At 65.8% G+C, this 25421-nt stretch carries 24 protein-coding genes; 11 read left to right on the forward strand and 13 right to left on the reverse strand.

Going from position 1 to position 25421, the window contains the following annotated elements; genetic code table 11:
- The first annotated feature begins 50 nt into the window (after positions 1-50).
- Positions 51-1052 (forward strand): alpha/beta hydrolase, encoded by a 1002-nt coding sequence (locus FG486_RS01085; RefSeq protein ID WP_181266113.1) that lies wholly within the window; start codon positions 51-53, stop codon positions 1050-1052.
- Positions 1049-2665, forward strand: coding sequence for a family 43 glycosylhydrolase (locus tag FG486_RS01090; RefSeq protein WP_181266114.1), 1617 nt, complete (start codon positions 1049-1051; stop codon positions 2663-2665). Before FG486_RS01085 ends, FG486_RS01090 begins: the two co-directional genes overlap by 4 nt.
- Here the strand turns inward: FG486_RS01090 and FG486_RS01095 are convergent.
- Entirely contained in the window at positions 2662-3555 is an 894-nt protein-coding gene (locus FG486_RS01095; protein WP_181266115.1) for a LysR family transcriptional regulator, read from the reverse strand. The two genes, FG486_RS01090 and FG486_RS01095, sit on opposite strands and share 4 nt — an antisense overlap.
- A gap of 120 nt (positions 3556-3675) precedes the next feature.
- Here FG486_RS01095 and FG486_RS01100 point away from each other — a divergent pair, with 120 nt between their 5' ends.
- The gene (locus tag FG486_RS01100; protein ID WP_181266116.1) at positions 3676-4260 is read left to right on the forward strand and encodes a carboxymuconolactone decarboxylase family protein; all 585 of its coding nucleotides are present in this window, start codon (positions 3676-3678) and stop codon (positions 4258-4260) included.
- Between the two features lie 65 nt (positions 4261-4325).
- Here FG486_RS01100 and FG486_RS01105 read toward each other — a convergent pair whose 3' ends face one another.
- The 3 genes from FG486_RS01105 to FG486_RS01115 all read right to left on the reverse strand — a co-directional run bounded on the left by FG486_RS01105 (position 4326) and on the right by FG486_RS01115 (position 8388).
- Positions 4326-4820: a DUF6702 family protein gene (locus FG486_RS01105; protein ID WP_181266117.1), complete on the reverse strand. Its 495-nt coding sequence runs from the start codon at positions 4818-4820 to the stop codon at positions 4326-4328.
- The gene (locus FG486_RS01110) at positions 4817-7210 is read right to left on the reverse strand and encodes a M1 family metallopeptidase (protein ID WP_241695546.1); all 2394 of its coding nucleotides are present in this window, start codon (positions 7208-7210) and stop codon (positions 4817-4819) included. The genes FG486_RS01105 and FG486_RS01110 overlap by 4 nt, the downstream gene beginning before the upstream one ends.
- A 131-nt stretch (positions 7211-7341) precedes the next feature.
- The gene (locus tag FG486_RS01115; RefSeq protein ID WP_181266118.1) at positions 7342-8388 is read right to left on the reverse strand and encodes a helix-turn-helix transcriptional regulator; all 1047 of its coding nucleotides are present in this window, start codon (positions 8386-8388) and stop codon (positions 7342-7344) included.
- Between the two features lie 52 nt (positions 8389-8440).
- Between FG486_RS01115 and cysD the strand changes: the two genes are divergently transcribed.
- The 3 genes from cysD to FG486_RS01130 are packed head-to-tail and all read left to right on the forward strand — an operon-like array spanning position 8441 to position 12044.
- Positions 8441-9388: a sulfate adenylyltransferase subunit CysD gene (gene cysD / locus FG486_RS01120; RefSeq protein ID WP_181266119.1), complete on the forward strand. Its 948-nt coding sequence runs from the start codon at positions 8441-8443 to the stop codon at positions 9386-9388.
- Positions 9388-11307: a sulfate adenylyltransferase subunit CysN gene (cysN, locus tag FG486_RS01125; protein WP_181266120.1), complete on the forward strand. Its 1920-nt coding sequence runs from the start codon at positions 9388-9390 to the stop codon at positions 11305-11307. The genes cysD and cysN overlap by 1 nt, the downstream gene beginning before the upstream one ends.
- Positions 11304-12044, forward strand: a complete 741-nt coding sequence (locus tag FG486_RS01130; protein ID WP_241695548.1) for a 3'(2'),5'-bisphosphate nucleotidase CysQ — start codon at positions 11304-11306, stop codon at positions 12042-12044. Before cysN ends, FG486_RS01130 begins: the two co-directional genes overlap by 4 nt.
- Before the next feature lie 19 nt (positions 12045-12063).
- Here FG486_RS01130 and FG486_RS01135 read toward each other — a convergent pair whose 3' ends face one another.
- Both FG486_RS01135 and FG486_RS01140 read right to left on the reverse strand, forming a co-directional pair.
- Positions 12064-12843: a Coq4 family protein gene (locus tag FG486_RS01135; RefSeq protein WP_066284730.1), complete on the reverse strand. Its 780-nt coding sequence runs from the start codon at positions 12841-12843 to the stop codon at positions 12064-12066.
- A gap of 90 nt (positions 12844-12933) precedes the next feature.
- Complete coding sequence (locus FG486_RS01140; protein WP_181266121.1) at positions 12934-13113, reverse strand: DUF1674 domain-containing protein; 180 nt, start codon at positions 13111-13113, stop codon at positions 12934-12936.
- 138 nt (positions 13114-13251) lie between these two features.
- Between FG486_RS01140 and FG486_RS01145 the strand changes: the two genes are divergently transcribed.
- The 5 genes from FG486_RS01145 (at position 13252) to purH (ending at position 19850) form a co-directional block, all read left to right on the forward strand.
- Entirely contained in the window at positions 13252-14127 is an 876-nt protein-coding gene (locus tag FG486_RS01145; RefSeq protein WP_171007747.1) for a M48 family metalloprotease, read from the forward strand.
- A gap of 247 nt (positions 14128-14374) precedes the next feature.
- Complete coding sequence (locus FG486_RS01150) at positions 14375-15661, forward strand: RsmB/NOP family class I SAM-dependent RNA methyltransferase (protein ID WP_181266122.1); 1287 nt, start codon at positions 14375-14377, stop codon at positions 15659-15661.
- 85 nt (positions 15662-15746) lie between these two features.
- A complete protein-coding gene (gene rpe, locus FG486_RS01155) occupies positions 15747-16409 on the forward strand; it encodes a ribulose-phosphate 3-epimerase (protein WP_181266123.1) in 663 nt (220 codons plus the stop codon).
- Complete coding sequence (locus FG486_RS01160) at positions 16406-18256, forward strand: heparinase II/III family protein (protein WP_181266124.1); 1851 nt, start codon at positions 16406-16408, stop codon at positions 18254-18256. Before rpe ends, FG486_RS01160 begins: the two co-directional genes overlap by 4 nt.
- Positions 18257-18260: 4 nt before the next feature.
- A complete protein-coding gene (gene purH, locus FG486_RS01165; RefSeq protein ID WP_181266125.1) occupies positions 18261-19850 on the forward strand; it encodes a bifunctional phosphoribosylaminoimidazolecarboxamide formyltransferase/IMP cyclohydrolase in 1590 nt (529 codons plus the stop codon).
- Between the two features lie 20 nt (positions 19851-19870).
- On the opposite strand, the gene FG486_RS01170 is transcribed toward purH, so the two are convergent.
- From FG486_RS01170 to FG486_RS01200, 7 genes are all read right to left on the reverse strand, one after another.
- Positions 19871-20677 (reverse strand): TrmH family RNA methyltransferase, encoded by an 807-nt coding sequence (locus FG486_RS01170; protein ID WP_181266126.1) that lies wholly within the window; start codon positions 20675-20677, stop codon positions 19871-19873.
- A 21-nt stretch (positions 20678-20698) separates the two neighbouring features.
- Positions 20699-20971: an HPr family phosphocarrier protein gene (locus FG486_RS01175; RefSeq protein WP_023837395.1), complete on the reverse strand. Its 273-nt coding sequence runs from the start codon at positions 20969-20971 to the stop codon at positions 20699-20701.
- Positions 20968-21378: a PTS sugar transporter subunit IIA gene (locus tag FG486_RS01180; protein ID WP_060980342.1), complete on the reverse strand. Its 411-nt coding sequence runs from the start codon at positions 21376-21378 to the stop codon at positions 20968-20970. Before FG486_RS01180 ends, FG486_RS01175 begins: the two co-directional genes overlap by 4 nt.
- 105 nt (positions 21379-21483) lie before the next feature.
- Positions 21484-22437: an RNase adapter RapZ gene (gene rapZ, locus FG486_RS01185; RefSeq protein WP_181266127.1), complete on the reverse strand. Its 954-nt coding sequence runs from the start codon at positions 22435-22437 to the stop codon at positions 21484-21486.
- Between the two features lie 49 nt (positions 22438-22486).
- Positions 22487-22921, reverse strand: coding sequence for an HPr kinase/phosphorylase (locus FG486_RS01190; RefSeq protein ID WP_181266128.1), 435 nt, complete (start codon positions 22919-22921; stop codon positions 22487-22489).
- A gap of 51 nt (positions 22922-22972) precedes the next feature.
- Positions 22973-24571 carry a sensor histidine kinase gene (locus FG486_RS01195; protein WP_066282873.1) on the reverse strand — a complete coding sequence of 533 codons (1599 nt, stop codon included), beginning with the start codon at positions 24569-24571 and terminating at the stop codon, positions 22973-22975.
- A complete protein-coding gene (locus FG486_RS01200) occupies positions 24540-25247 on the reverse strand; it encodes a response regulator transcription factor (RefSeq protein ID WP_181266129.1) in 708 nt (235 codons plus the stop codon). Before FG486_RS01200 ends, FG486_RS01195 begins: the two co-directional genes overlap by 32 nt.
- Positions 25248-25421 lie beyond the last annotated feature (174 nt).

Genomic DNA, 25421 nt, shown 5'->3' on the forward strand with positions numbered 1-25421 from the left:
CCGGGGCAGCGGTTCGCCGCTGCCCGCACTGCCGACGCAAAGGAGCCGCCATGCCGATCGATCGCCGATCCCTCATGGCGGCTCCGCTTGCATTGGGCCTCGCCAGCCTCGCGAAAGCACAGACGCCGGTACCTCAGGTTCCAGGCGGTTCGCTGCCCCCCGGTCTGCCCCAGCCGTCCGAGACCATCGATCTGTGGCCCGGCGGCGCGCCGGGTTCTCCCGCGAAACCGCTCGTCGAAACCGTGCAGGAACGCTCGACCGACCGGTTGGTCACCGACCGCGCGGTGTTCGGTATTTCCAGACCCCGCATGGCCGTGTTCCGGCCCGACCGGCCCAATGGCGCAGCGGTGCTGATCACGCCAGGCGGCGGCTATCGCTGGGTGGTGGTCGACAAGGAAGGCTATGAAATGGGCCGCTGGCTGGCAGCACGCGGCTTTACCGCCTTCGTGCTGTTCTACCGGCTACCCGGGGAAGGCTGGGCCACGGGACCCAATGTCGCGCTGGCCGATGCGCAGCGGGCGATGCGGCTTATCCGCCACCGTGCCCGCGATTTTGCGATCGATCCGGAACGCGTTTCGGCGATGGGCTTTTCCGCCGGCGGGCATCTGTGCGCGGACCTCTCCACGCGCTTCGATGCGAAAGCCTATGAACCCGTCGATGCTGCCGACACGCTTTCGGCCAGGCCGCACAGCGCCGCACCGATCTATCCGGTGATCTCGATGACCCCGCCCGATGCACATCCCGGCTCGCGCGACCTGCTGCTCGGCAAGACGCCGACGCCAGCGCTCGAAGCCGCGCATTCGCCGCATCGCAACGTGCCGACCAACGCCCCGCCCTTCTTCCTGCTGCATGCCGAGGATGACGAGGTGGTGCCCGTCAACAACGCATTGCTGCTGCGCGCCGCGCTGAAGGACAAGCGCGTGCGCGTCGAGACGCATCTGTTCGAACATGGCGGGCACGGCTTCGGGCTGCGCAAGTCCATCGGCAAGCCGGTCGAGGCCTGGCCCGAATTGTGGCGCGCCTGGGCACGGACTACGGGCTTGGCGCTATGACCCGCCGCTCGCCGAAATTCAGCCGCCGCAGCGTTATGGCCGCGGGTGCGCTTTCGACATTGGGGCTTGCAACATCTCTGCCCGCAAGCCCTTCCCCGGCGCCGAAACCCTCCCCAGGCTGGCGCCGGGGTCTGGACCATCAGCGCATTGCCGATCTGGGCGATGGCCGCTTTCTCAACCCGGTGCTTTCGGGCGACCGGCCCGACCCTGCCATCCTCAAGGACGGCGAGGATTACTATCTCACCTTTTCCAGCTTCGAATCCTATCCCGGCCTGCTGATCTGGCATTCGCGCGATCTGGTGAACTGGCAACCCCGAAAGCCGGCGCTGACCCGCAATATCGGATCGGTCTGGGCGGTCAGCCTGGAAAAGCACAAGGGCCGCTACTTCCTCTACATCCCGGTCAAGGCCAGCCCGCAGAACGACATCTACGTGATCTGGGCCGACCATATCGACGGCCCGTGGTCCGATCCCGTGCCGCTGGGTCTGCACAAGCATATCGACCCCTGCCATGCGGTGGGCGAGGACGGATCGCGCTGGCTGTTCCTCTCGGGCGGCGACCGGGTGCGGCTATCCGATGACGGTATGCGCGTTATCGGCGAGGTCGAGCATGTCTACGATCCATGGCGCTATCCCGAGGAATGGGATGTCGAGGGCTTCGCACCCGAGGGACCGAAGATTCACCATATTGGCAATTGGTTCTACATGATTACCGCTGTCGGAGGGACAGCGGGGCCTCCCACGGGCCATATGGTCATCGCAGCCCGCTCGCGTTCGATCCACGGCCCGTGGGAGCAGCACCCCGGCAACCCGCTGGTGCGGACCGAAAGCGCACGCGAGGCCTGGTGGTCGCGTGGCCATGCCAGCCTGGTCCAGGCACCTGACAAGAGCTGGTGGAGCCTCTATCACGGGTTCGAGAACGGCTATTGGACCCTGGGGCGGCAATGCCTGCTCGATCCGGTCGAATTCACCCCCGACGGCTGGTTCCGCATGACCGGCGGTGACCTGTCCGCACCGATCGCCAAGCCCGGGGGTGGCTCGGCGCTGCCGCACGGCATGGCGCTGTCTGACGATTTCGGCACGCTCGCGCTCGGCACCAAATGGTCGTTCTTCCGCCCCGACCCGGACGAGAGCAGCCGCGCCCGCGTCGCGGACAACACGCTGTTTCTCAAGGGCAAGGGCCTCGCCCCCTCTACCGGATCACCGCTGCTGGTGATCGCGGGCGACACTTCGTACCGGTTCGAATGCGATATCGAGCTTGCCCCGGGCGGCACGGCGGGACTGGTGCTGTTCTATGACGACAAGCTCTATGCGGGGCTCGGCTTCGATGCCGAGCGCTTCGTGACTCACCAGTACGGCATCGAGCGCGGGCGTCCCGCCAACCCGCACGGCCGCCGCATGCGCATCCGGGTGACCAACCGGAAGCATATCGTGAGCTTCCACACCTCGGGCGATGACGGCAGGACCTGGCTGAAATTCGACCGGGGCATGGAAGTCTCGGGCTATCACCACAATGTCCGCGGCGGCTTCCTGATGCTCCGCCCAGGGCTCTATGCCGCCGGCCCCGGCGAGGCGAAGTTCCGCGACTTCCGCTTCACGGCGCTGGGGGATTAGCCGAGCCCGGCAACCGCGCCGGCCAGCCAGTCCGCAAACAGCCGCGCGCGCGGACGCACCCGCCTGCCCTCGGGAAAGATCACCCAGATATCGTTGCCCCCCAAGGTCCAGCCGGGCAGCAGCGGGACCAGTTCGCCCATCGCCAGACTGGCCCCCACCATGCGGTTGGTGACCATCGCGATCCCCATCCCCGCCAGCACCGCTGCGCGCAGTCCTTCGGCAGAGTTTACCCGCAGGATCGGATCGGCGGGATAGGCCGAGCAGCGCTCGCCAACCTTTTCGAAGGTCCAGGCCTCGCGATTGTCGAAAGACGTGAAGCTGATGATCCGGTGCCGCACCAGATCGGTGGGATGGCCGGGCATGCCGTGCGCGGCCAGATAGCCCGGCGTCGCTACCAGCATCCGGCTTGCGCTGTCGATCCGGCGCGCGAGCAGGCTGCTGTCGCCCAGCACGCCGGTGCGCAGCGCCAGGTCGACCCCCTCCTCGACCAGATCGATGCGGCGGTCATCAAGGATCAGCTCGATGCGGATGTCGGGGTGCAGCGCGTGAAAGGCGGGCAGCAGTGGGATCATCACTTGGCTGGCATAGACCGGCGGGGCGGCGATGCGCAGGCTTCCGCTCAGCGATCCAGCCTCGTCGCGCGCAGCGGCTTCGGCGGCATCGGCTTCGTCGAGCGCCAGGCGAGCGCCGTCATAGAAACGCTGGCCGGCTTCGGTGAGGCTGTGGCTTCGGGTGCTGCGCACGATCAGCCTTATGCCGAGCCGGTCTTCCAGCAGCGCGACCGACTTGGACAGCGCAGGCTGGCCGATGCGCAACTGGCGCGCGGCGGCCGAGAACGAGCCGCAATCGACCACCGTCACGAAATGGCGCATCGCCTGAAGCCGGTCCATCACTCATTCCCTTCAGGAATGGATGTTAGCTCCCATACCTATCTACTGCAAGAATCAGGAATGGCCTAATTCCTCTTTCGACCGCAGCCACCGACGGCCCGGCCAAAAGGAGACAGGGACATGACCACGTTCACCATTCACAGCATCGACACCGCCCCCGAAGGATCGAAGGACCGCATGGCTGCGGTCAAGAAAGGCTGGGGCTTCATCCCCAAGCTGCAGGCGACGCTCGCCGAGAGCCCGGTGGCACTGAAGGCCTATGACGACCTGTTCGGCCTGATCGCTGCCGAAGCGACGCTGAGCCCCGCCGAACAGCAGGTGGTCTATCAGGCGATCAACGTCTTCCACGGCTGCGAATATTGCGCTTCGGGCCACACCTTCCTGTCGCGCAAGGCCGGCGTGCCCGAGGACGTGATCCAGGCGATCCGCACCCTCCGGCCGATCGCCGATCCCCGGCTGCAGGCGTTGCGCGTCTTCGCCGAGATGGTGGCCGAGCAGCGCGGCTTTGCCGGCGATGCCGCGGTCGACGCGTTTCTCGCCGCCGGGTTCAGCAAGGCGCAGGTGCTCGAGGTGGTGACGATCATCGCGACGAAGGTGATCAGCAACTATACCAACCACCTCACCCACACGCCGCTCGAGGATTTCATGAACGATCCGGCGCTGCGCTGGCACGACCCCAAGGGCCGCACGCCCGAGCGCGGATGAGCCGCCCGCTCCAATAGCAGGTCATGTCCTCCCCGGTGGTCCTGTGGTCACCGGGGCATGACCTGTCAGGGCAGCGCGACCGTCTGGACCTCGTCGCCACCGAAGCGCAGCGTCCGCGCGAATGTACCGCGCTTGACCTCGACCTGGTTGACCTGGCGCGGATAGATGTCGCGCAGGATGGTGGTCTGGATCGCCACCGCCTTGGGACGGCCCTTCACCTGACCCGCATAGTTCATTCGCACCTCACGTACGCCGATATCGACGGACGACACCGCCAGCGGAACCTCCGCCCCATCGGCGCGCAGCTTGAAATGCGCGAGCAGATAGGTCTTGAGCTCAGCAATCGCATCGGGATCGTCGAGGCTCGTCTGCGCGTTCGGCGCGATTTCGGCGAGCGCCGGTTCGAGGTCATGCGCCTCGAACCGGTGCGAGACCATGACCTTGCCATCGGGTTCGAGCGTGACGACGCTCATCGCATCGTGCCCGCGATGCGCGCCTGCCTGCGGTGCGAGCACCAGGCCCGCCGCCGCCACCGCGATGGCCAGAACCCGTCGCATCATTTCGGCGCGCCGAAGGTGCGCAGCGAATCGGGCTGCACCTTGACGTCCGAATCCTTCATCCGGTTCTTGGTTTCCTCGGGCGTCTCGATGCCCAGCGTCTTGGGATCGATCTGGCCGGTATAGACATTGTTCGACCGGTCGGCATCGGCGGTTTCCCAGAGCGGATCGATCTCGGCGCGGGTCAGCGTCTTGGGGGTCACGAACTGCCAGGTCACTGCCTTCTGGTTGTAGCGCCAGACCTCTGCCGGGATGCGCGCGGTCTCGCTGGTGCCGTCGGAAAAATCCATCTTGAGGATCACCGGCATGACGAGGCCACCGCGATTGGAGAAGCTGAAGCGATAGAAATTGTCGGTCACCTGGCGTGCCGCCTTTTCCTCCGCGGTCAGGTCGGCAAAGGCCTCCGCCGCCTTGCGCTTGTCGGCGGCGGTGGCGTCGAGCGGGTCGATGCTGTCATAGAAATCGCGGGTGGAAGGATCGCGCTCGACCACCGTCTGCTGCCCGGCATTGCGCGCGGCGGTGAGCGATCCCGGCTCGGCATCGCGCCGCTTCTTGCGCTCGGCCGCAGCGGCAGTCGCATCGGCAGGTTCGAGCGTCGCGCGCACCACCTTGTCGAGCGCGATATTGACATGGTCGGTCGAATAGAACCAGCCGCGCCAGAACCAGTCGAGATCGACGCCCGAGCTTTCCTCCATCGTGCGGAAGAAGTCGTACGGCGTCGGGTGCTTGAACCGCCAGCGGTTGGCATATTCGCGGAAGGCGCGGTCGAACAGTTCGCGGCCCAGCACCGTCTCGCGCAGGATCGTCAGCGCGGTGGCCGGCTTGCCGTACCCGTTGGCACCGAATTGCAGCACCGAATCCGACTGCGTCATCAGCGGCATCTGGTTGGTCGACAGCATGTACTCGGCGATATCCTTGGGCTCGCCGCGCCGCGCCGGATAGTCCTTGTCCCACAACCGCTCGGCCTGGAACTGCAGGAAGGTGTTCAGCCCCTCATCCATCCAGGTCCATTGCCGCTCGTCCGAATTGACGATCATCGGGAACCAGTTGTGGCCGATCTCGTGGATCACCACGCCGATCAGCCCGTATTTGGCGCGCTCGGTATAGGTGAGGTTGCCGGTCTTCTTGTCCTTCACCGGGCGCGGGCCGTTGAAGGTGATCATCGGATATTCCATCCCGCCGACCGGCCCGTTGACCGACTGCGCCACCGGATAGGGATAGGGGAAGGCGAACTTGCCATAGACGTCGATGGTGTGCGCGATCGCTTTGGTCGAATAAGCATCCCAGAGCGGCCGGGCTTCCTTGGGGAAGAAGCTCATCGCCATGACCAGCGGCTGCTCGGCATAATCCTGTTTCACGCCCATCGCGTCCCAGGCGAACTTGCGCGAACTCGCCCAGCCGAAATCGCGGACATTGGTGGCGGAAAACACCCAGGTCTTCTCGCCCGAAGCCTTGCCGCGCTCGGCCGCCACCGCCTCTTCGGGAGTGACGACATAGACCGGGCTGGTGGCCGACTTGGCCTGTTCGAGCCGCTGGCGCTGTGCCGCGCTCAGCGCCTGGTCGGGGTTCTGCAGCACGCCGGTCGCCGCCACCACATGGTCGGCGGGCACGGTCAGCGCGACGCGATAGTCGCCGAATTCGAGCGTGAACTCGCCCGAGCCGAGAAACGCCTTGTTGTGCCAGCCCTCATAGTCCGAATAGACCGCAAGCCGCGGGAACCATTGCGCGCCTTCGAAGATGCAGTTGCCGTCCTCGCCCGGCTGGGTGAAGCACTCATAGCCCGATCGCCCCCCAACGACCTTGTTCTCGGCCATCGGGAACGACCATTCGATCGCAAAGCTGGTCTCGCCGCCATTGGGCGCGACCGCCTGGGACATATCGATACGCAGCAGGCTGTCGACCACGGTGAAGGGCAGCGCCTTGCCGCTGGCATCGCGCACGGCGGTGATGGTAAAGCCGCCCTCCCATTCCTTCAGGCGCTTGAGCCGGCGGACTTCGGCGAGGCTGATCTTGTCGCCCGAGACCGTTTCGGTCATCGCCTCGATCGAATCGCGCTTGTACTGGTTCTGGTCGAGCAGCAGCCAGAGATAAGGCAACGCATCGGGCGAATTGTTGACATAGCGCACCGTCTGGCTGCCGCTGACCGTGCGCTTCGCCTCGTCGAGCCGCGCCTGGACGTCATAATCGACCTTCTGCTGCCAGTAGCGATAGCCCGGCGCGCCCGAAGCGTTGCGATAATCGGTCGGAGTCGGCCATTCCTCGCCCTCGAGCTGGCGGAACTTGTCCTCGTAGCTGCCCTTGGTCTGCTCGACCGGGCTGGCAATGGCAGCTGTAGAAGCCGCACCGATGGCGAGCACGAGCAGCGAAGCGGAAACGGCGGAAAAACGGCGCAAGACAACCCCCTTTTCAGGGCGTTATCGCCCCTGAACGATCAGGCTGCTTGCATGTGATACTATTGCATGGTGGTCAATGCCCCGGCGCTTCGATTTGCGATGAAATGTAACGCTCACGGCAAGGCTGGCATTCAGCTCAGCGCCAGCACGCTGGTCATGATCACGCGCACCAGCTCTGCATGGCCCCTGGCGCCGGTCTTGGCATAGATCTTCTTCGAATAGTTGCGCGCGGTTTCCTCGCTCAGCCCGAGCGTCGCGGCCGCGTCCCTGATGCTGGTCGCCTGGGCGAGCAGCCAGGCCAGCCGCGCCTCGCTGGGCAATAGGCCGAACATGTCGACCAACTGTTCGCAGCGATCGGCCTGGCTGCGCCGGTCCCCGCTGACATAGACGATCACGCTGGCCGAGCGATGGCCCGAGATCGTGTCGCCCTGCAGCGGTGCCACCAGCATGTCGAGCCACGGGTCCCGGCTGAGATTGATCGCCAGCGGACGCACGGACCGCCCGGCGGCGACCTGCTTGAGAAAGCCGGCAAGCTGACGGTCCACCGCCGGGTCGGCAGGCACCAGCCGGTCATAACGCCCGCGCCTCAGCAGGCTGCCCCATTGGAACATCAGCCCGGCATTTTCGCTGGCTTCGACGATGCGGCCCTGCGTGTCGAGCGTCAGCCAGCCGATATTGAGGCGGTTGAAAGCCTCGCCCGTGACAGCCGAGCGGAAGCGTTCGCGTTCGAGCGCCGCAAAGCTGCGCAGCGCGATACGCAGATGCGGTGCAAGCGCCAGGATGAGCGCACCTGTCGAAGAGCCGAGCGCAGAACCCCCGGCGCAGGCAAGCCAGCCATCCACCCCGCTCGGCTCGGTGACGCGCACCGCGCGCAGGGCCCTGATCGGGGCATCCGCCAGCGCCTCATGATCGGCCGCAGCCGCGTGTTCGATAAGCTCCTCGAGAGCATAGCCGCGCCCCTCGCGCATCTGTCCGCCGACGAGCAATCGCCGGGCAGCGCCCGCAGGACCATCGCCTGCCACCAACTCCGCGACATCGCTCTGTCCCTTGGGGCGGATGGCGAGCAACGTCATGGCCGAACCGGTGCTGGCGCGCAGCCGTCGAAGAAAGTCGTCCCACAAAGGTGTCTGGAACATGCCCTCGTGCAGGGATTCGAGCAGGCCGGGGTCGAAACGCATGGATCTGCTATACCCTCCCATTTGGGAGGTTCAAGCCATTGTCCGTTATGCCATGTGCGCTGCATCCCAAGACGGAGCTATCCCGATGACCCGCACCCTCACCCATATCGAGCGCCTCGAGGCCGAAGCGATCCACATCATGCGCGAAGTGGTGACGCAGGCGGAAAAGCCGGTGATGCTTTATTCGGTGGGCAAAGACAGCGCGGTGATGCTGCATCTCGCGCGCAAGGCCTTCTTCCCGTCGCCCCCGCCCTTCCCGCTGCTGCATGTCGATACGACCTGGAAGTTCCAGGACATGTACAAGCTCCGCGACACCATGGCGCGCGAAAGCGGCATGGAACTGCTGGTCTATCAGAACCCCGAAGCAGCGGACCGCGGGATCAATCCGTTCGACCACGGCCCACTGCACACCGACATGTGGAAGACCGAGGGGCTGAAGCAGGCGCTCGACCTCTACGGCTTCGATGCGGCGTTCGGCGGCGCGCGGCGCGACGAGGAGAAGAGCCGTGCCAAGGAGCGCATCTTCTCGTTCCGCACCGCGTCGCACGGTTGGGACCCGAAGAACCAGCGCCCGGAGCTCTGGAACCTCTATAACGCGCGCAAGAACAAGGGTGAGAGCATCCGCGTCTTCCCGATCAGCAACTGGACCGAGCTCGACATCTGGCAGTATATCCAGCTCAACAATGTGCCGATCGTGCCGCTCTATTTCGCCAAGGTCCGACCCACCTTCGAATGGGAGGGGCAGCTGTTCATGGCCGATGACATAGCTCGGCTCGAAAAGGTGCTGGGCTATCGCCCCGAAATCACCAATCGCTCGATCCGCTTCCGTACCCTCGGCTGCTTCCCGCTGACCGGCGCGGTCGAAAGCACTGCGAGCACCCTGCCCGAAGTGATCCAGGAAACGCTGCTCACCACCACGTCCGAACGCCAAGGCCGCGTGATCGACAAGGACGCGGGCGGCGCGGGCATGGAGAAGAAGAAGCAGGAGGGCTATTTCTGATGGAACCCGTAGACCAGACCCCCGTCTATCAGACCGAAGCCCTGATCGCCGAGGACATCCTCGCCTATCTCGACAAGCACCAGCACAAGACGATGCTGCGCTTCATCACCTGCGGGTCGGTGGACGACGGCAAGTCCACGCTGATCGGGCGGCTGCTATATGACAGCAAGATGATCTTCGAGGATCAGCTGGCCGCGCTGGAAGCAGACAGCAAGCGCGTCGGCACGCAAGGGGCAGAGATTGACTTCGCGCTGCTTGTCGATGGCCTCGCGGCCGAACGCGAACAGGGCATCACCATCGATGTCGCCTATCGCTTCTTCTCGACCGAAAAGCGCAAGTTCATCGTCGCGGACACGCCAGGGCACGAGCAGTACACGCGCAACATGGTCACCGGTGCCTCCACCGCCGACCTTGCCGTCATCCTGATCGACGCGCGCAAGGGCGTGCTCACCCAGACGCGGCGACACAGCTATCTCGCGCACCTGATCGGCATCCGCCATATCGTGCTGGCGGTGAACAAGATGGATCTGGTCGACTACAGTCAGGCGCGTTTCGACGAGATCGTAGCGGAATATCGCGAGTTCGCTGCGAGCATCGGAATTGCCGAATTCGTCGCGATGCCGATCAGCGGCTTCAAGGGCGACAACATCACCGCGCCCTCGCCCAACACGCCCTGGTATTCAGGGCCCAGTCTGGTCGAGCATCTGGAGACGGTCGAGGTCGACACGGCGACCGATCAGGCCAGGCCCTTCCGCATGCCGGTGCAATGGGTCAACCGTCCGAACCTCGATTTCCGCGGCTTTTCCGGACTGATCGCAGGCGGCACGGTGGAGCCGGGCGATGCCGTGCGCGTGCTGCCCTCGGGCAAGACCAGCACGGTCAGCCGCATCGTCACGCTCGACGGCGATCTGGACAGCGCGGTCGCGGGCCAATCGGTGACGATCTGCCTCGCCGACGAGGTCGACTGCTCGCGCGGGGACGTGATCGCCACCGCCGACCAGCCGCCCCAGGCCGCCGACCAGTTCGAGGCGACGATCGTGTGGATGGACGACGATGCCATGCTCGTCGGCCGCTCCTATTGGCTCAAGCTCGGCACGCAGACCGTGTCGGTCACGGTGCAGCAGCCCAAATATACCGTGAACGTCAACACGCTCGAGCATCTCGCCTGCAAGACGCTAGAGCTGAATGCGATCGGCGTGGCCGAGATCGCGACCGACAAGCCGCTGGTGTTCGAACCCTATGCCGACAGCCGGACGCTGGGCGGCTTCATCCTGATCGACAAGATCACCAACCGCACCGTCGGTGCCGGCATGCTACATTTCGCGCTGCGTCGCGCGCAGAACGTGCACTGGCAGGCGACCGATATCACGCGCGAAGTGCATGCGAGCCTCAAGAACCAGAAGCCCAAGGTGCTGTGGTTCACCGGGCTGTCGGGTTCGGGCAAGTCGACCATCGCCAACGAGGTGGAAAAGCGGCTCAACCTGATGAACCGCCACACCTTCCTGCTTGATGGCGACAATGTCCGCCATGGCTTGAACCGCGATCTCGGCTTTACCGAAGCTGACCGGATCGAGAATATCCGCCGCGTCGGCGAGGTGGCCAAGCTGATGGCCGATGCGGGCCTGATCGTGCTGACCGCGTTCATCAGCCCGTTCCGCGCCGAGCGCGAGATGGTCCGCAAGATGCTGCCCGAGGGCGAATTCGTCGAAATCTTCGTCGACACTCCGCTCGAGGTGGCCGAGGCGCGCGATGTGAAGGGGCTGTACAAGAAGGCCCGTTCGGGTGTGCTGAAGAACTTCACCGGGATCGACAGCCCCTACGAGCCGCCCGAGGATCCGGACATCCGAGTCAACACGGTCGAGATGACGCCGGAAGAGGCGGCCGAGCATATCGTCCGCCAGCTGATGCCGCTGAAATGAGCATGAACGACGCAGAGCTTGCCGCGCAACTGGCGCAAGCTGCCGGGCAGACGCTGCTGGCGGTACGGATGTCGAGCGGGCTGGAAGGCCAATCGCTCGGCAAGGCGGGTGATGCTGCCGCCAATGCCTTTCTGTGCGAGGCGCTACGCCGCGAACGTCCGGACGACGGGCTGCTGAGCGAGGAAGAAAAGGACAATCCCGCACGGCTGAGCAAGAGCCGCGTTTGGATCGTCGATCCGGTCGACGGCACGCGCGAATTTGGCGAGGCGCGCTGCGACTGGGCGGTGCATGTCGCACTGGCGATCGACGGCGTCGCCACGATCGGCGCAGTGGCCTTGCCCGGGCTCGATCTGGTGCTTCGGTCCGACCAGCCGCAGCCCCTGCCACCCGGCGCGCCGATCCCGCGCATGTTGGTGAGCCGATCGCGCCCGGCCAGGGAAGCACTGGCGGTGGCGGAAATCCTTGGAGCAGAGCTGGTGCCTATGGGCAGCGCCGGCGCCAAGGCGATGGCCGTGGTGCGTGGCGATGCGGAGATTTATCTGCACACCGGCGGGCAATATGAATGGGACAGTTGCGCGCCGGTTGCTGTCGCTGCGGCGCACGGTCTGCACGTCAGCCGCGCTGATGGCGCGCCGTTGGTCTATAATCAGCCGGATACCTACATGCCCGACCTGCTGATCTGCCGTCCCGAATGGGCCGAGCGGGTGCTGACGGCGATGCGTTCGCTTGCTGACTGACCTTCAGGCTGGCTGGCCGTCAAGCGGGCTGAGGATTGCCGAGCAGATTATAGGGATCGATGCCACGCGCGCGCAGCCGCTCGTGCGCCAGGGCGTAATATCGCGGTTCATCTATGTTCAGCCGCTTGCGCGCTGCAACCAGCGGCTCGGCAAGCAGCGAGAGCATCGACTGCTCCGCGATGCGCGGACACGCCTTGCCCAGCCTCTTGGCTTCCCCGACAGCCTTCAGCACCGGCGCATCGCTGCGGACGGTCCGCGTGATGTTGAGCGCAGCCATATAGGCGATGAAGATATTGCCCGGCGACGGGTTCTGGCCATAGGTGAACGCCAGCACCGAGGCCTCGCCCAGCGCGTCGCGGCCATAGCCGGTGAGAACGTGCAATAGATCATGCGTGTCGCGCAGCCGGTTGACATACCATTCGACCATGTCGCCATAGCGGCGGTTGCCCTGGAACCGGTCATATTCCGCGACCAGCCCGGCAGCGGACAGCCCTTCGCGCTCCATGAAATCGACATAGGCATGCGCGACGCTGCCCTTGGGCATCGCACGCAACCGGGCGTGATCGTCAAGAATGTCGGGCAGATAAGGTTCTGTCATCCGTAGCTGCCGCCCGAAATCGCTGTACACGAAGGCGCGGATCTCATCGACCAGCTTCAGCCGCGGCAGGCACTGGAAGATGTGGAAGACCTGCTCGGTATCTTCCTTGTCCGCAATCAGTTTGCGAAAATGGTGCATGGCCCGGAACGGGCGGAACTTGGGCACGGGCCGCTCGGGATGACGGAATATCGGCTCGGACATGGTCAACCTTTCTCGCCCTCTCACTGACAATCGTGTCAATAGCATGCGGCGCAAAGGTTGAAAAGTCATGTCATCGCCGGTGACACATCATCAGAAGTCGATCGCGATGCCCTTGTGCTCCCAGTCGCCGAAACGGGTCGGGCCCTTGGCCGCCTCCTCGGCATCACTCTCGGCAATCGGCTGCGGCACCGGCACCGGCGGCGATTTGCCCCAATGCGCGGGCGGCTTGACATGGTCGGGGCGGCGCGTCGCGCGGGGGGTATCTGGCATGCTGCGTCCCTTGGGCTGGGCCGGCCGATCAATTGAAAACCGGCGCGGCATTCCTACATTTCATTCGGGCATATGGGGCGTGCCGAGCGCGATGTGAAGCGCCGGGCATGCAATGTCAGACAAGGATTTTGAACCGAGATGAACGGATTGAAGACCACCATGCTGCTGGCAGCGCTCACCGCGCTGTTCATGGCTCTGGGCTATACGCTGGGTGGATCGGGCGGCGCGGTCATCGCACTGCTGTTTGCTGCCGGCATGAACCTGTTCACCTTCTGGAACGCCGACAAGATCGTGCTCAAGATGCACAATGCGGTCGAGGTGAGCGCTGAGAGCCACCCGGATTTCTACAATCTGGTCGCGCGGTTGGCGCAGCGCGGCGGTCTGCCGATGCCGCGGGTCTATGTCATCGATCAGGCCGCGCCCAACGCCTTCGCGACGGGCCGCAATCCCGAGAATGCTGCCGTGGCTGCGACCACGGGCCTGCTGCAGATGCTGAGCCGCGACGAGATCGAAGGCGTGATGGCGCACGAACTGGCGCATGTGAAGAACCGCGACACGCTGATCATGACCATGGTCGCGACGATCGCGGGTGCCGTGTCGATGCTCGCCAATTTCGGGTTGTTCTTCCGCGACGACAATCGCAACCCCTGGGCGGCGATGCTGGCGGTGTTCGTCGCGCCCTTTGCCGCGATGATCGTGCAGATGGCGATCAGCCGAACGCGCGAATTCGGCGCGGACCGCGGTGGTGCGGAGATCAGCGGCAAGCCGCTCGCGCTGGCATCGGCGCTGGCCCGCATCTCGAACCAGGCGCAGCGGATTCCCAATCCGGTGGTCGAGCGCAACCCGGCCGCTGCGCAGCTGTACATCGTGCCCTCGGGCGTGCGCGCGCTGTTCTCGACGCATCCCGATACCGGCGACCGCATCGCCGCGTTGGAGGCGATCGCCCGCGAACAAGGCAGCGCCCCGCCCCCTCCGCGCCGCGGCAGCGCGCTCGATCCGCTCGGACGGGGGTGAGCTTTGTTCTCCCCTCCCGCGCGCGGGAGGAGAGATCAATAGTCCGTTCAAAATCCTCCTCGAGCTTGTCTCGGGGAGGGGGACCGCCGACCGCAGGTCGGGGGCGGAGGGGAAGCGGGATAGCTCTATCGCTCAGGCAGTGTAAGAACCCGCTGCCCCTCCACCACCCGCTGCGCGGGCGGTCCCCCTCTCCCAGCAAGCTGTGGGAGGATTTGATTTGTTCAGCGTGTCAGCCTAACGCCCGCGCATGAACAACCGTCCCTCCGCCGCCGACGAGACTCCCGGCCTTCCTGCCCGCCGTGCCGCGCTCAAGATGCTTGATGCGGTGATGCGCCGCGGGGAGTCGCTTGATGTCGCGCAGCATGCGGCCTGTCAGGGGATCGAGGATCGGTCCGACCGCGCACTTGCCATGGCGATCGCGGGCGAGGTGCTCCGCCATTTGCCGGGACTGGACCTGCTGATCGACAGCATGACGCGGCTGCCGCTCGCCGACGATGCCAAGGCGCGGATGGTGCTGCGGATCATGCTCGCGCAGACGCTGGCGCTCGAAACTCCGCCGCATGCGACGATCGCGACCGCGCTGCCGCTGCTGCAGGGCGGCCCGCGCAAGCTGGCACATGGCGTGTTCGGCAGCCTGATGCGCGCAGGCGTTGCCCTGCCCGCGCCCGAGCTGCCGCCCGCCACCGCCAACCGCTGGACCGCCTTATGGGGCGAGACGATGGCCGAAGCCGCAAGCGCTGCGCTGGGCAGCCCTCCGCCACTCGACCTCAGCCTCGCCGACGCCTCCGCGACTGCCACCACCGCCGCGCAGCTTGGCGGCGTCTCGCTCGCGCCTGGCCATGTCCGCCTGCCCCGCGCGGGCGCGATCGAGCAGATCGACGGGTTCGAATCGGGCGACTGGTGGGTGCAGGACCTCGCCGCCAGCCTGCCGGCGCGATTGCTTGGCGCAGGCCAGGGCCGCAGCGTGCTCGATCTGTGCGCGGCACCGGGCGGCAAGACGATGCAGCTCGCCGCCGCCGGTTGGCAGGTGACCGCACTCGACAATTCGGAAAAGCGGTTGAAGCGCCTGCGCCAGAATCTCAAGCGCACGGGGCTGGATGCGGCGACGATTACCGACAATCTGCTCGAATGGCGGCCCGACGAGCAGGCTGACGCCGTGCTGCTCGACGCGCCGTGCAGCGCCACCGGCATTTTCCGCCGCCATCCTGACGTGCTCTATCGCATCGGCGCGCGCCATATCGAGGACCGCGCGGAGCAGCAGGCGCTGCTGCTGGAACGGGCATCGAACTGGGTGAAGCCCGGCGGCGTTCTCGTCTATGCGGTCTGCTCGCTCGAAAGGGCCGAGGGCGAGGATGTAATTTCCCGGTTCCTTGCAGATGACAGCCGTTACACGATCGACCCCATTGTCGCCGATGAGCTTCCCTCTGGCATCGCCCCCGATGCGCTGGGCCAGGTGCGCACCCTGCCCGGCATGCTGGCGGACGCGGGCGGGCTCGACGGCTTTTTCATGGCCCGATTGCGCCACCAGGCCTGACTGTCCGGCTCTGGGCCAAATCATGTGGAAAAGCGCCGCAAAGCGCCTTGCTCCACAAGATGTTGAGGTTTAAGCGGCTAGGCCTATGCCGCAGCCCCCATTGATAGCTCCGTCGATCCTGTCCGCCGATTTCGCGCGTCTGGGCGAGGAAGTGCGCGCGATCGACTCGGCGGGCGCGGACTGGATTCATATCGACGTGATGGACGGGCATTTCGTGCCCAATATCACCATCGGCCCGGCGGTGGTGAAGGCGCTGCGTCCGCACACGGCCAAGCCCTTCGACGTGCATCTGATGATCTCGCCGGTCGACCAATATGTGCAGGCGTTCGCCGATGCCGGCGCGGACATCATCACCGTGCACCCCGAGGCGGGGCCGCATGTCCACCGCACGGTCCAGCTCATCAAGTCGCTGGGCAAGAAGGCGGGCGTGGTGCTCAACCCCGCGACCCCGGCCAAGATGCTCGACTATCTGATCGACGAAGTCGACCTCGTGCTGGTGATGAGCGTCAATCCCGGCTTTGGCGGGCAGAGCTTCATCTCCAGCCAGCTGCGCAAGATCGAGGCGATCGCGAAGATGATCGCAAAATCGGGCCGCGCGATCGATCTGGAGGTCGATGGCGGCATCGACACCATCACCGCGCCCCAGGCCGTGAATGCCGGAGCCAATGTGCTGGTCGCGGGCACGGCGAGCTTCAAGGGCGGAGCGGACCGGTACGCCGCCAATATCCGGGAGCTGAAGGGCCAATGAGCGATGTCCTGTCCGAGAGCCGCCGGACAGGCGCCCGTGCAGCCCAGGCCAGCGAGGACGAACGCCGCCTGCCGTTGATTGGCGCGGACCTCGAATCCCGCCCGGACCTGATCGAGGAAAGCCCGCAATCGGCGCGCAAGCAGCTCGTGCGGGTGGAAAACGATCGTGGCCTTTCGCTCACTGAAAGCCTGGTGCACTATTTCTATCGGATGACCTGGCGCACGCCGCTGCACAAGCTGCGGCTCAAGGGTCGCTCGCCGCTGCGGCTGCTGGCCGCGCCCGACGATCCGTTCCCGGGCGATGCGCGGCGCGGCAAGGCCATTCGCGCCGGCTTCTTTCAGGTTGCGGGCCAGCGGATCGAATTTGCCAAGCTCAACTTCGCGACGCTCCAGGCGCCGCCCGAGGCGCTCGATTACATTCACAGCTTTGCCTGGCTGCGCGATCTGGCCGCAGCGGCACCGCGCGAAACCTGCGTGCCGATCGCCGAGAAGCTGGTCGACCAGTGGCTTGATGCCAATCTCGAGACGGTCGCCGATCCCGCCTGGCGTGCCGATCTGGCCGCTCGCCGCATGCTCAATTGCGCCGCACATGCGCCGCTGATCCTGTCGAGCAGTGATCTTGTCTATCGCTCGCGGGTGCTGCGCAATTTCGCCAGCACGGCGCGGCATCTCGACCATGTTGCCGACAAGGCGCCGGAAGGCCTCGCACGGGTCACGGCCTGGGCCGGCGTGGTCGGTGCCGCACTGCTGCTGCCCGATGGCGAGCCGCGCCGCATTTTCGGTGAGGCCGGGCTCAAGCGCGCGATCGAAGGGTTCATGGGCGAGGATGGCGGTGCGCTGTCACGCTCGCCGCTGGCGCAGATCGAAGCGATCACGGTGCTGTCCATGCTGCGCGCGGTCTATGCTGCACGCGGCGAGCTGCTTTCGCCGATTGTCGAACTGGCGCTGAGCCGCGCGGTGCCGGCGTTGCAGGGATTGACCCACCACGACGGAAGCCTGGGCAGCTGGCAGGGCGCGCCGGGCATTTCTGCCGAGACCATGTCCACGCTGATCCGCGCAAGCGGCATCCGCGCGCGGCCTCTGCGCGATGCGCGGCACTGGGGCTATCAGCGCGTCCCCGCTGGGCGCACGGTGGTGCTGGTCGACGCCGGGACCCCCGCCATGGCGCGGCACGCGGTAATGGGCTGCGCTTCCACGCTCGCCTTCGAGATGAGCCACGGCCCGTATCGGCTGATCGTCAATTGCGGCGGCGCGAGCGCGATTGCCCCCGACATGCCGCCCGAGCTTGCCAAGGGGCTGCGCGCCACGGCCGCGCATTCGACCCTGTGCCTCGACGATACCAACAGCACCTCGGTGCTGGCCAAAGGTCAGCTCGGCAAGGGCGTGGGTCTGGTCGAGCTCGACCGGCGCGACAGCGATGATGCCGCGCGGCTCGACATGACGCATGACGGCTATGCCAAGCGCTATGGCCTGATCCACCGCCGCCTGCTCGTGCTGCGCAGCGACGGCCGCGAATTGCGCGGCGAGGACGTGCTGCTGCCCGCCGCCAAGAGCGGTTTCGGGCGTGGCTTCGGCCGTCAGAAACAGGGCGATGTGCCCTTTGCGATCCGCTTCCACCTGGGCGTGGACGTCGAGGCGCATCTGGCGACCGATGGCTGGGGCGTGTTCTTGCGCGTCGCCGATGGATCGCTCTGGCAGTTCCGCTCTGCCGCCAGCAAGGTAACGCTCGAGGAAAGCCTCTGGGTGGACGAAAACGGGCAGATCAGGCCCAGCCAGCAGATTGTTCTCACCGGCACCGCGTCAGCGGGCGGCGGCAATTACGGCTGGCTCATCAAGCATATGGGATAATCACGTGACCGACATTGCGATCAAGCGCGCGCTGCTTTCCGTCTCCGACAAAAGTGGCCTGGCCGAACTCGGCGCCACTCTGGCGGCGCATGGGGTGGAGCTGATTTCCACCGGCGGCACCGTCAAGGCGCTGCGCGATGCAGGCCTTGCGGTGCGCGACATTTCCGAGATCACCGACTTTCCCGAGATGATGGACGGTCGCGTCAAGACGCTGCACCCGATGGTGCATGGCGGGCTGCTCGCGGTGCGCGACAATGCAGAGCATGTCGCGGCGATGGAAGCGCACGGCATCGGCGCGATCGATCTGGTCGTCGTGAACCTCTATCCCTTCGCCGCCACGGTGGCCAAGGGGGCGGATCGAGACGAGATCATCGAGAATATCGATATCGGCGGGCCCAGCATGGTGCGCTCTGCCGCCAAGAACCACGCCTTCGTCACGATCGTCACCGACCCCGCCGATTATGCGACGCTGGCGCAGGAGATGCAGGCGAGCGGCGGCGCGACGACGCTTGCCTTCCGCCGCAAGCTGGCGGCCAAGGCCTATGCCGCGACGGCCGAATATGACGCGATGATCGCCAGCTGGTTTGCCTTTGCCGACCAGGGCGAGATGTATCCGGAAAAGCTCTCGGTCCCGTTCCGCAAGGGCCAGGCGCTGCGCTATGGCGAGAACCCGCACCAGAGCGCGGCTCTCTATCTGCCCGCCTTCGCGCCGGGCGGGTCGCTCGCCGATCATCGCCAGGTCCAGGGCAAGGAGCTGAGCTTCAACAATCTCAACGATGCCGATGCGGCGCTCGAACTCGTCGCCGAATTCCGCGACGGCCTGCCGACCGTGGTCATCGTCAAGCACGCCAATCCGTGCGGCGTGGCGAGCGGCGACGATCTGGTCAGCGCCTACAAGGCAGCGCTGCAATGCGACAGCGTGTCGGCCTTTGGCGGCATCATCGCCGTCAATCGTCCGCTCGACGGCCCGACCGCCGAGGCGATCAGCGACATCTTCACCGAAGTCGTCTGCGCGCCCGATGCCGATGATGCGGCCAAGGCGGTGTTCGCCAAGAAGAAGAACCTGCGCCTGATCCTGACCGGCGATCTGTGGGACCCCGCGCGCGGCGGCATCGCGCTGCGCACGATCGCGGGCGGCGCGCTGCTGCAGTCGCGCGACAATGGCCGCATCGCGCGCGAAGACCTGAAGGTTGTAACCAAGCGCGCGCCGACCGAGCAGGAACTGACCGACTGCCTGTTCGCCTGGACCGTCGCCAAGCACGTCAAGTCGAACGCGATCGTCTATGCCAAGGACGGCGCGACCGCCGGGATCGGCGCGGGCCAGATGAACCGCCGCGATTCCGCGCGCATCGCCGCTGCCAAGGCGCGCGAGGCGGCGGAAACCTATGGCTGGGCAGAGCCGCGCACCGTCGGCTCGTCGGTCGCCTCGGACGCGTTCTTCCCGTTTGCCGACGGCCTGCTGGCGGCAGTCGAGGCGGGCGCGACGGCGGTGATCCAGCCGGGCGGATCTGTGCGCGACGATGAGGTGATCGCCGCTGCCGACGAGGCCGGCCTGGCTATGGTGTTCACCGGCATGCGCCACTTCCGCCACTGATCAGGCGCGCCCGGTGGAGCTCAGCTCTGCCGGGCGAGCACCTCATAGGCCATGACCGCGGCGGCGACGGCGGCGTTCAGGCTGTCCGCCTTGCCTAGCATCGGGATCTTCACCAACAGGTCGCACTCCGCCTCATAGGCGGGCGGAAGCCCCTGCGCCTCGTTGCCGATCAGCAGGAAGCACGGGGCAGCGTAATCCGCGCCGCGATAGTCGGAACTGGTGTTGAGGCTTGTGCCGACGAGCTGACCCGGCCCGGTGCGCAGCCAGCGCAGGAAATCGCCCCATTCGGCCTGCGCCACCGGAACGGTGAACACCGCGCCCATGCTCGCGCGCACCGCCTCGACCGAGAACGGATCGACGCACTGATCGACCAGGATCAGCCCGCCCGCGCCCACCGCATCGCAGGTGCGCAGCATGGTGCCCAGATTTCCCGGATCGCGCATCGACTGCGCCACCAGCCAGATGCCCGAGCGATCGCGGTCCAGCGCATCGAGCGAGGTCGGCAGGTCTTCAAATACACCCAAAACCGTCTGCGGGTTGTCCTTACCGCTGATCTTGGAGAGGATGTCGGTCGTCGTCTCGTAGATCGTGCCGCCGCGCGCAGCCACGGCCACTTCGAGCGCATCGATGAGCGGATGCGGATCGCGCTGCTGGCCCAGCCACAGCGCTTCTGGAACGATCCCCGCCTCGCGCGCTTCGGTGAGCAAGCGCAGGCCCTCGGCGAGGAAACGTCCCTCGCGCTTGCGATGCTTCTTTTCGCGCAAAGACCGCGCGGCCTTGACCGCGGGATTGGAAAAACCGGTGATGAGCAGACGGTTGGGTGTCATGGCGCACACAGGGGCCGAGGATCAATCCTCGCCGAAACCGTCCATGACCAGGCCGACGAGCTTCTTAAGCGCAGCCTCTTCGCCCTCGCCCTCGACGCGGATGGTGATGCTGTCGCCGCGCGCGGCACCCAGCATCATCAGCCCCATGATCGAGCTGCCGGTGACCTCGTTGTCGTCCTTGCTGACATGCACCTTCACCGTTTCGGGCAGGCGCGCGACGGCCGCGACGAACTTGGCGCTCGCCCGGGCGTGCAGGCCACGCTGGTTGGTGATCTGCACGGTCTGCTCGCTCATTGCGCGCTTTCCTGGCCGAGCAGGTCGGAGGCGACGCTGATATATTTCTGCCCGGCATCGCGCGCAGCGGCGACCGCATCGCGCACGTTCATCGAGCGGCGTGCGCCCTCGAGACGGATCAGCATCGGCAGGTTGACCCCTGCGATCACCTCGACCCGCCCCGCTTCGAGCAGCGAGATGGCAAGGTTCGACGGCGTGCCGCCGAACAGATCGGTCAGCACGATCACGCCCTTGCCGGTATCGACCCTGGCGATCGCGGCGGCGATATCTGCACGCCGCTGTTCCATGTCATCATTGGGGCCGATATCGATGGTTTCGATATGCTGCTGCTTGCCCACCACATGTTCCATCGCGACCAGAAATTCCTGCGCGAGCCGTCCATGGGTGACGAGAATAAGACCGATCATGGGGGATGTTTATACCAGTTTCTGTAGCTTGAAGTCTCTATTGCCGACGTCTGTCCCTGACCCGCGCCAGTTTCAGCGATCTCTCCCCTGCCCGGCGCGCTGCCTTCATGCGGGCGGCGGCGCGGGGCTTTCTTCTATGGCATCCGTGGGTCGTGACGTCAGATTGCGATGCTGGACAGTGGGACAAAAGCCTGCTGCTTGCAAGCGTTTGGTGATCTCCTGCGCGACGAACACCGACCGGTGTCTCCCACCGGTACACCCGATCGCGATGTGCACATAGGCCTTGGCCGCCGCCTGATAGCGCGGCAGCAGGAAGGTCAGCAGATCGACGATCCGGTCGACGGCGCCCTGATAGGCCGGGTCTTCGGTGATGAACGCTCCCACAGGCGCTTCCAGTCCTGTCATCTCGCGCAGCGAGCGGTCCCAATAGGGATTGCGCAGGAAGCGCATGTCGAACACCAGATCGGCGCTGGGCGGCATGCCGCGCGCAAAGCCGAAGCTGGTGACGATGATGCTGGTAGGCGACTGTTCGAGCGCAAAGCGGCTGCGGATTTTCTGCTGCAGGTCCGACAATGCCAGATTGGTCGTATCGATGACATTTTCCGCCCAGCGCCTTAGCGGCTGCAGCCATTCGCGTTCCTCGGCAATTCCGGCTTCGGCCGAACGGTCCTGCGCCAGCGGGTGACGGCGCCGCGTCTCGGCATAGCGCCGCTGCAGCTCGCGCCCCGCGCAATCAAGGAACAGTGTGCTGATCGCATATTCGGGCCGCTCTTCCAGATCACGCACCTGCCGCACGATCGATCCCGGATCGAACCCGCGCGTGCGCGTGTCGAAGCCGATGGCGAGCGGCCGCTCCTGCCCATCGCGGCGAACCGCCTGCGGCGTATCCATCAGCAGCGGCAAAAGCCGGATCGGGAAATTGTCGATCGCCTCCCAGCCCAGATCCTCGAGCGTCTTGAGCGCAGTGGTCTTGCCGGCGCCCGACAGCCCGGTGACCAGCAGGACGCGGTGCGGTTCGACAGCAGGAAAACCTGCCTGCACGATACTGGAATCGGTCATTGGCCACCCCTGGCGTGCCGCGCACCTGTCGGGCTGCGCCAACCCTGACCTAGCCTTTGATCCCATAGGCTTGCAATGCCATTTCGGCCTTGATCGGCAGGACCCGGCTGTCGGGCGAGAGCAGGATCTCCGGTATTTCGACGCCCAGCAACATGCGGTGCTGGCTGCGTTCGATCCATCGCGGTGCGGCGCGGTTGAGCTCGATCAGCAGGGCTACCGGGCAGTTCGGACCCGGCTCGACCGGCAGCAGTCCCAGATTGCGCACCTCGATAAGACCGCCGATATTCTGCGCGGGCGAAGCGATGATGCGGCTGCCCTCGCGGTGCAGCGCCGTGTGGTCGTCGCTGATCAGCCGCGCGCCGCGGTCGATCAGCGCCAGCGCGAGTTCCGACTTGCCGATGCCCGATTCGCCGCTGATCAGCAGCGCCGCGCCGCCAATGCTGACGCAGCTCGCCGGATAGGTGATCCTGTCACCCTGCGCCATGGTCCCCTCCCCCTGATCCGCTTTCGGATTGGCAGCATGTTAGCGCCGGTTTCAGGCAGGGGAAATGGGCAGTTCCTGCTGATCCTTCGCAGGCAGGCATATCTCGAACACCGCACCCTGCGCCCCGTCGTCGCGATCGGCGACGGTGATCGTCCCGTGATGCCCCTCGACGATGGTGCGCGCGATCGCGAGGCCCAGGCCGCTATGCTGGCCGAATTCCTCGCCCTCGGGGCGCGCGCTGTGGAAGCGGCGAAAGATCGCCTCGCGCTCGCTCGGCGGCACGCCCGGCCCTTCGTCGATCACCCGCACCAGCACCCGCCCGCGCATCTGCGTTGCCTCGATCCGCACCAGCCCGCCCGGCGGCGAGAAGGACACGGCATTGTCGAGCAGGTTGGAAATGACGCGCTCCAGCCGCGTTCCCTCGCCCATCACCACCGCGACACCGCGCCGCGGGCGGGCAAAGGCGGTCTCGCGCCCCTGGTTGAGCCCGCGCGAGCGGCGCAGCTCGAGCAGATTCTCGATCATCTCGCCCAGATCGATCGGCTCGAACCGGGTTCGGGTGAGCTGGGCATCGACGCGCGACGCCTCGGAGATATCGGTGATCAACCGGTCGAGCCGCCGAACATCGCTGCACGCAATCTCGAACAGCTGCTCGCGGAGCCGTTCGTCCTTCACGCTCGCCAACCCCTCGAGCGCAGAGCGCAGCGAAGCCAGCGGGTTCTTGAGTTCATGGCTGACATCGGCGGCAAAGGCCTCGGTCGCGTCGATCTTCATCCGCAGCGCCATGCTCATGTCCGAAAGCGAACGCGCCAGCAGGCCGATCTCGTCCCCGCGCGACGGCAGGCGCGGCACCACCACCTCGCGCGCGCGGCCCAGCCGCACCCTGACGGCAGCGCTCGCCAGGCGACGCAGCGGCTGCACGATCGTCCGCGCCAGGAACAAGGAAAACAGGATCGAGACCAGCGCCGTCGCGAGCACGATCATCGCCAGGTTGAACCGCTCCGCGCGCACGATCCGGGTAACGTCCCGGGCATTGTAGCTGGTCAGCAGCACGCCGCCGCCCCGGGGCAGCGCAATCGCCGCGCTGATCATCGGGGTGCGATCTGGCGCATAGCGCATCCGGGCGATCGCGGCCTGGCTGCGCTGGGCTTCGATCGCCTCTGGCCAGTTCTGCAGCCGATCGGGTCGGCGCTCGACGAAACGCTCGACCCGCTTGGCGTCGACCAGCCAGTCAAAGCCCTGATCGAGCAAGCGGGCAGCATGGCGCTGCCAGGGTTCTTCGGAAGGATCGCGCAGGCGATAGGTGGGCGACGCCAGCGCGAAACTGTCCAGCGTGACAGGTCCGCGCGCCTCATAGAGCCGGATGCGCGAGTCGTACCGTCGGCTAACCGCCTTGATCATCGCGATGCGGCCCGGCTGGTCGAGACGCTCCATCGCATGCGCGAGCAGCCAGATGCTCTGCTGCTCCTGCTCGAGCCGTTCCTGGATGATCTGCTCGCGATAGCTGTCCAGATACAGCAGCCCGCCGCCGAGCATCGCGACCGCGAATATATTCACCGCAAGGATGCGCCAGGTCAGCGAGACCCGGCGCGTCCAGCCCAGCCGCAGCGCGGACGGGTTAATCTCCTGCGAAACGGTAGCCGGCGCCATACAGGGTATCGATAGCGGAAAATTCGGGATCGACCTCGCGGAACTTGCGCCGCAGCCGCTTGATATGGCTGTCGATGGTGCGGTCGTCGACATAGACATCGTCCTGATAGGCCGCGTCCATCAGCTGGTTGCGGCTCTTGACGACACCGGGCCGCGCAGCCAGCGCCTCCAGGATCAGGAACTCGGTGACCGTCAGCGTCACCTTCTTGCCATCCCACGCCACCATGTGCCGCGCCGGGTCCATTTCGAGCCGACCGCGCACGATCGGTTCGGCGGCGGGCTCGTCGCTGGGCACCTCGGGCGCCCGCATCAGCTCGGCGCGGCGGAGGATCGCTTTGATCCGCGCGATCAGCAGCCGCTGCGAGAACGGCTTGGTGATATAGTCGTCCGCCCCCATGGCCAGGCCCAGCGCCTCGTCCAGCTCCTCGTCCTTTGAGGTCAGGAAGATCACCGGCACAGCGCTGTGCTCGCGCACCCGGCGCAGCAGCTCCAGCCCGTCCATGCGCGGCATCTTGATGTCGAACAGGCACAGGTCCGGCGGCGTGTCGACGATCGCCTTCAACGCTGCCTCGCCATCCGAATAGAGGCGCGTGACGAACCCTTCCGCCTGCAACGCGATCGAAACCGATGTCAGAATGTTGCGGTCGTCATCGACCAGCGCAATCACTGCCGCCATGCGTGGACCTATCCTCCTGCACCACCAAGCCCTGCCGGTCGCATATCACGACCGCAGGGTAAACCGCTATCTGGCATATGCCGCAACGCAGCATTTTGGGTGCATACCGGCAACAATGCACCACCCATGTTATGACACCGGTAGCAGCTATTGACAGACATGGCAGCAGACGTC

The organism is Blastomonas ursincola, assembly GCF_013607875.1.
GTDB classification, from domain to species: domain Bacteria; phylum Pseudomonadota; class Alphaproteobacteria; order Sphingomonadales; family Sphingomonadaceae; genus Blastomonas; species Blastomonas ursincola.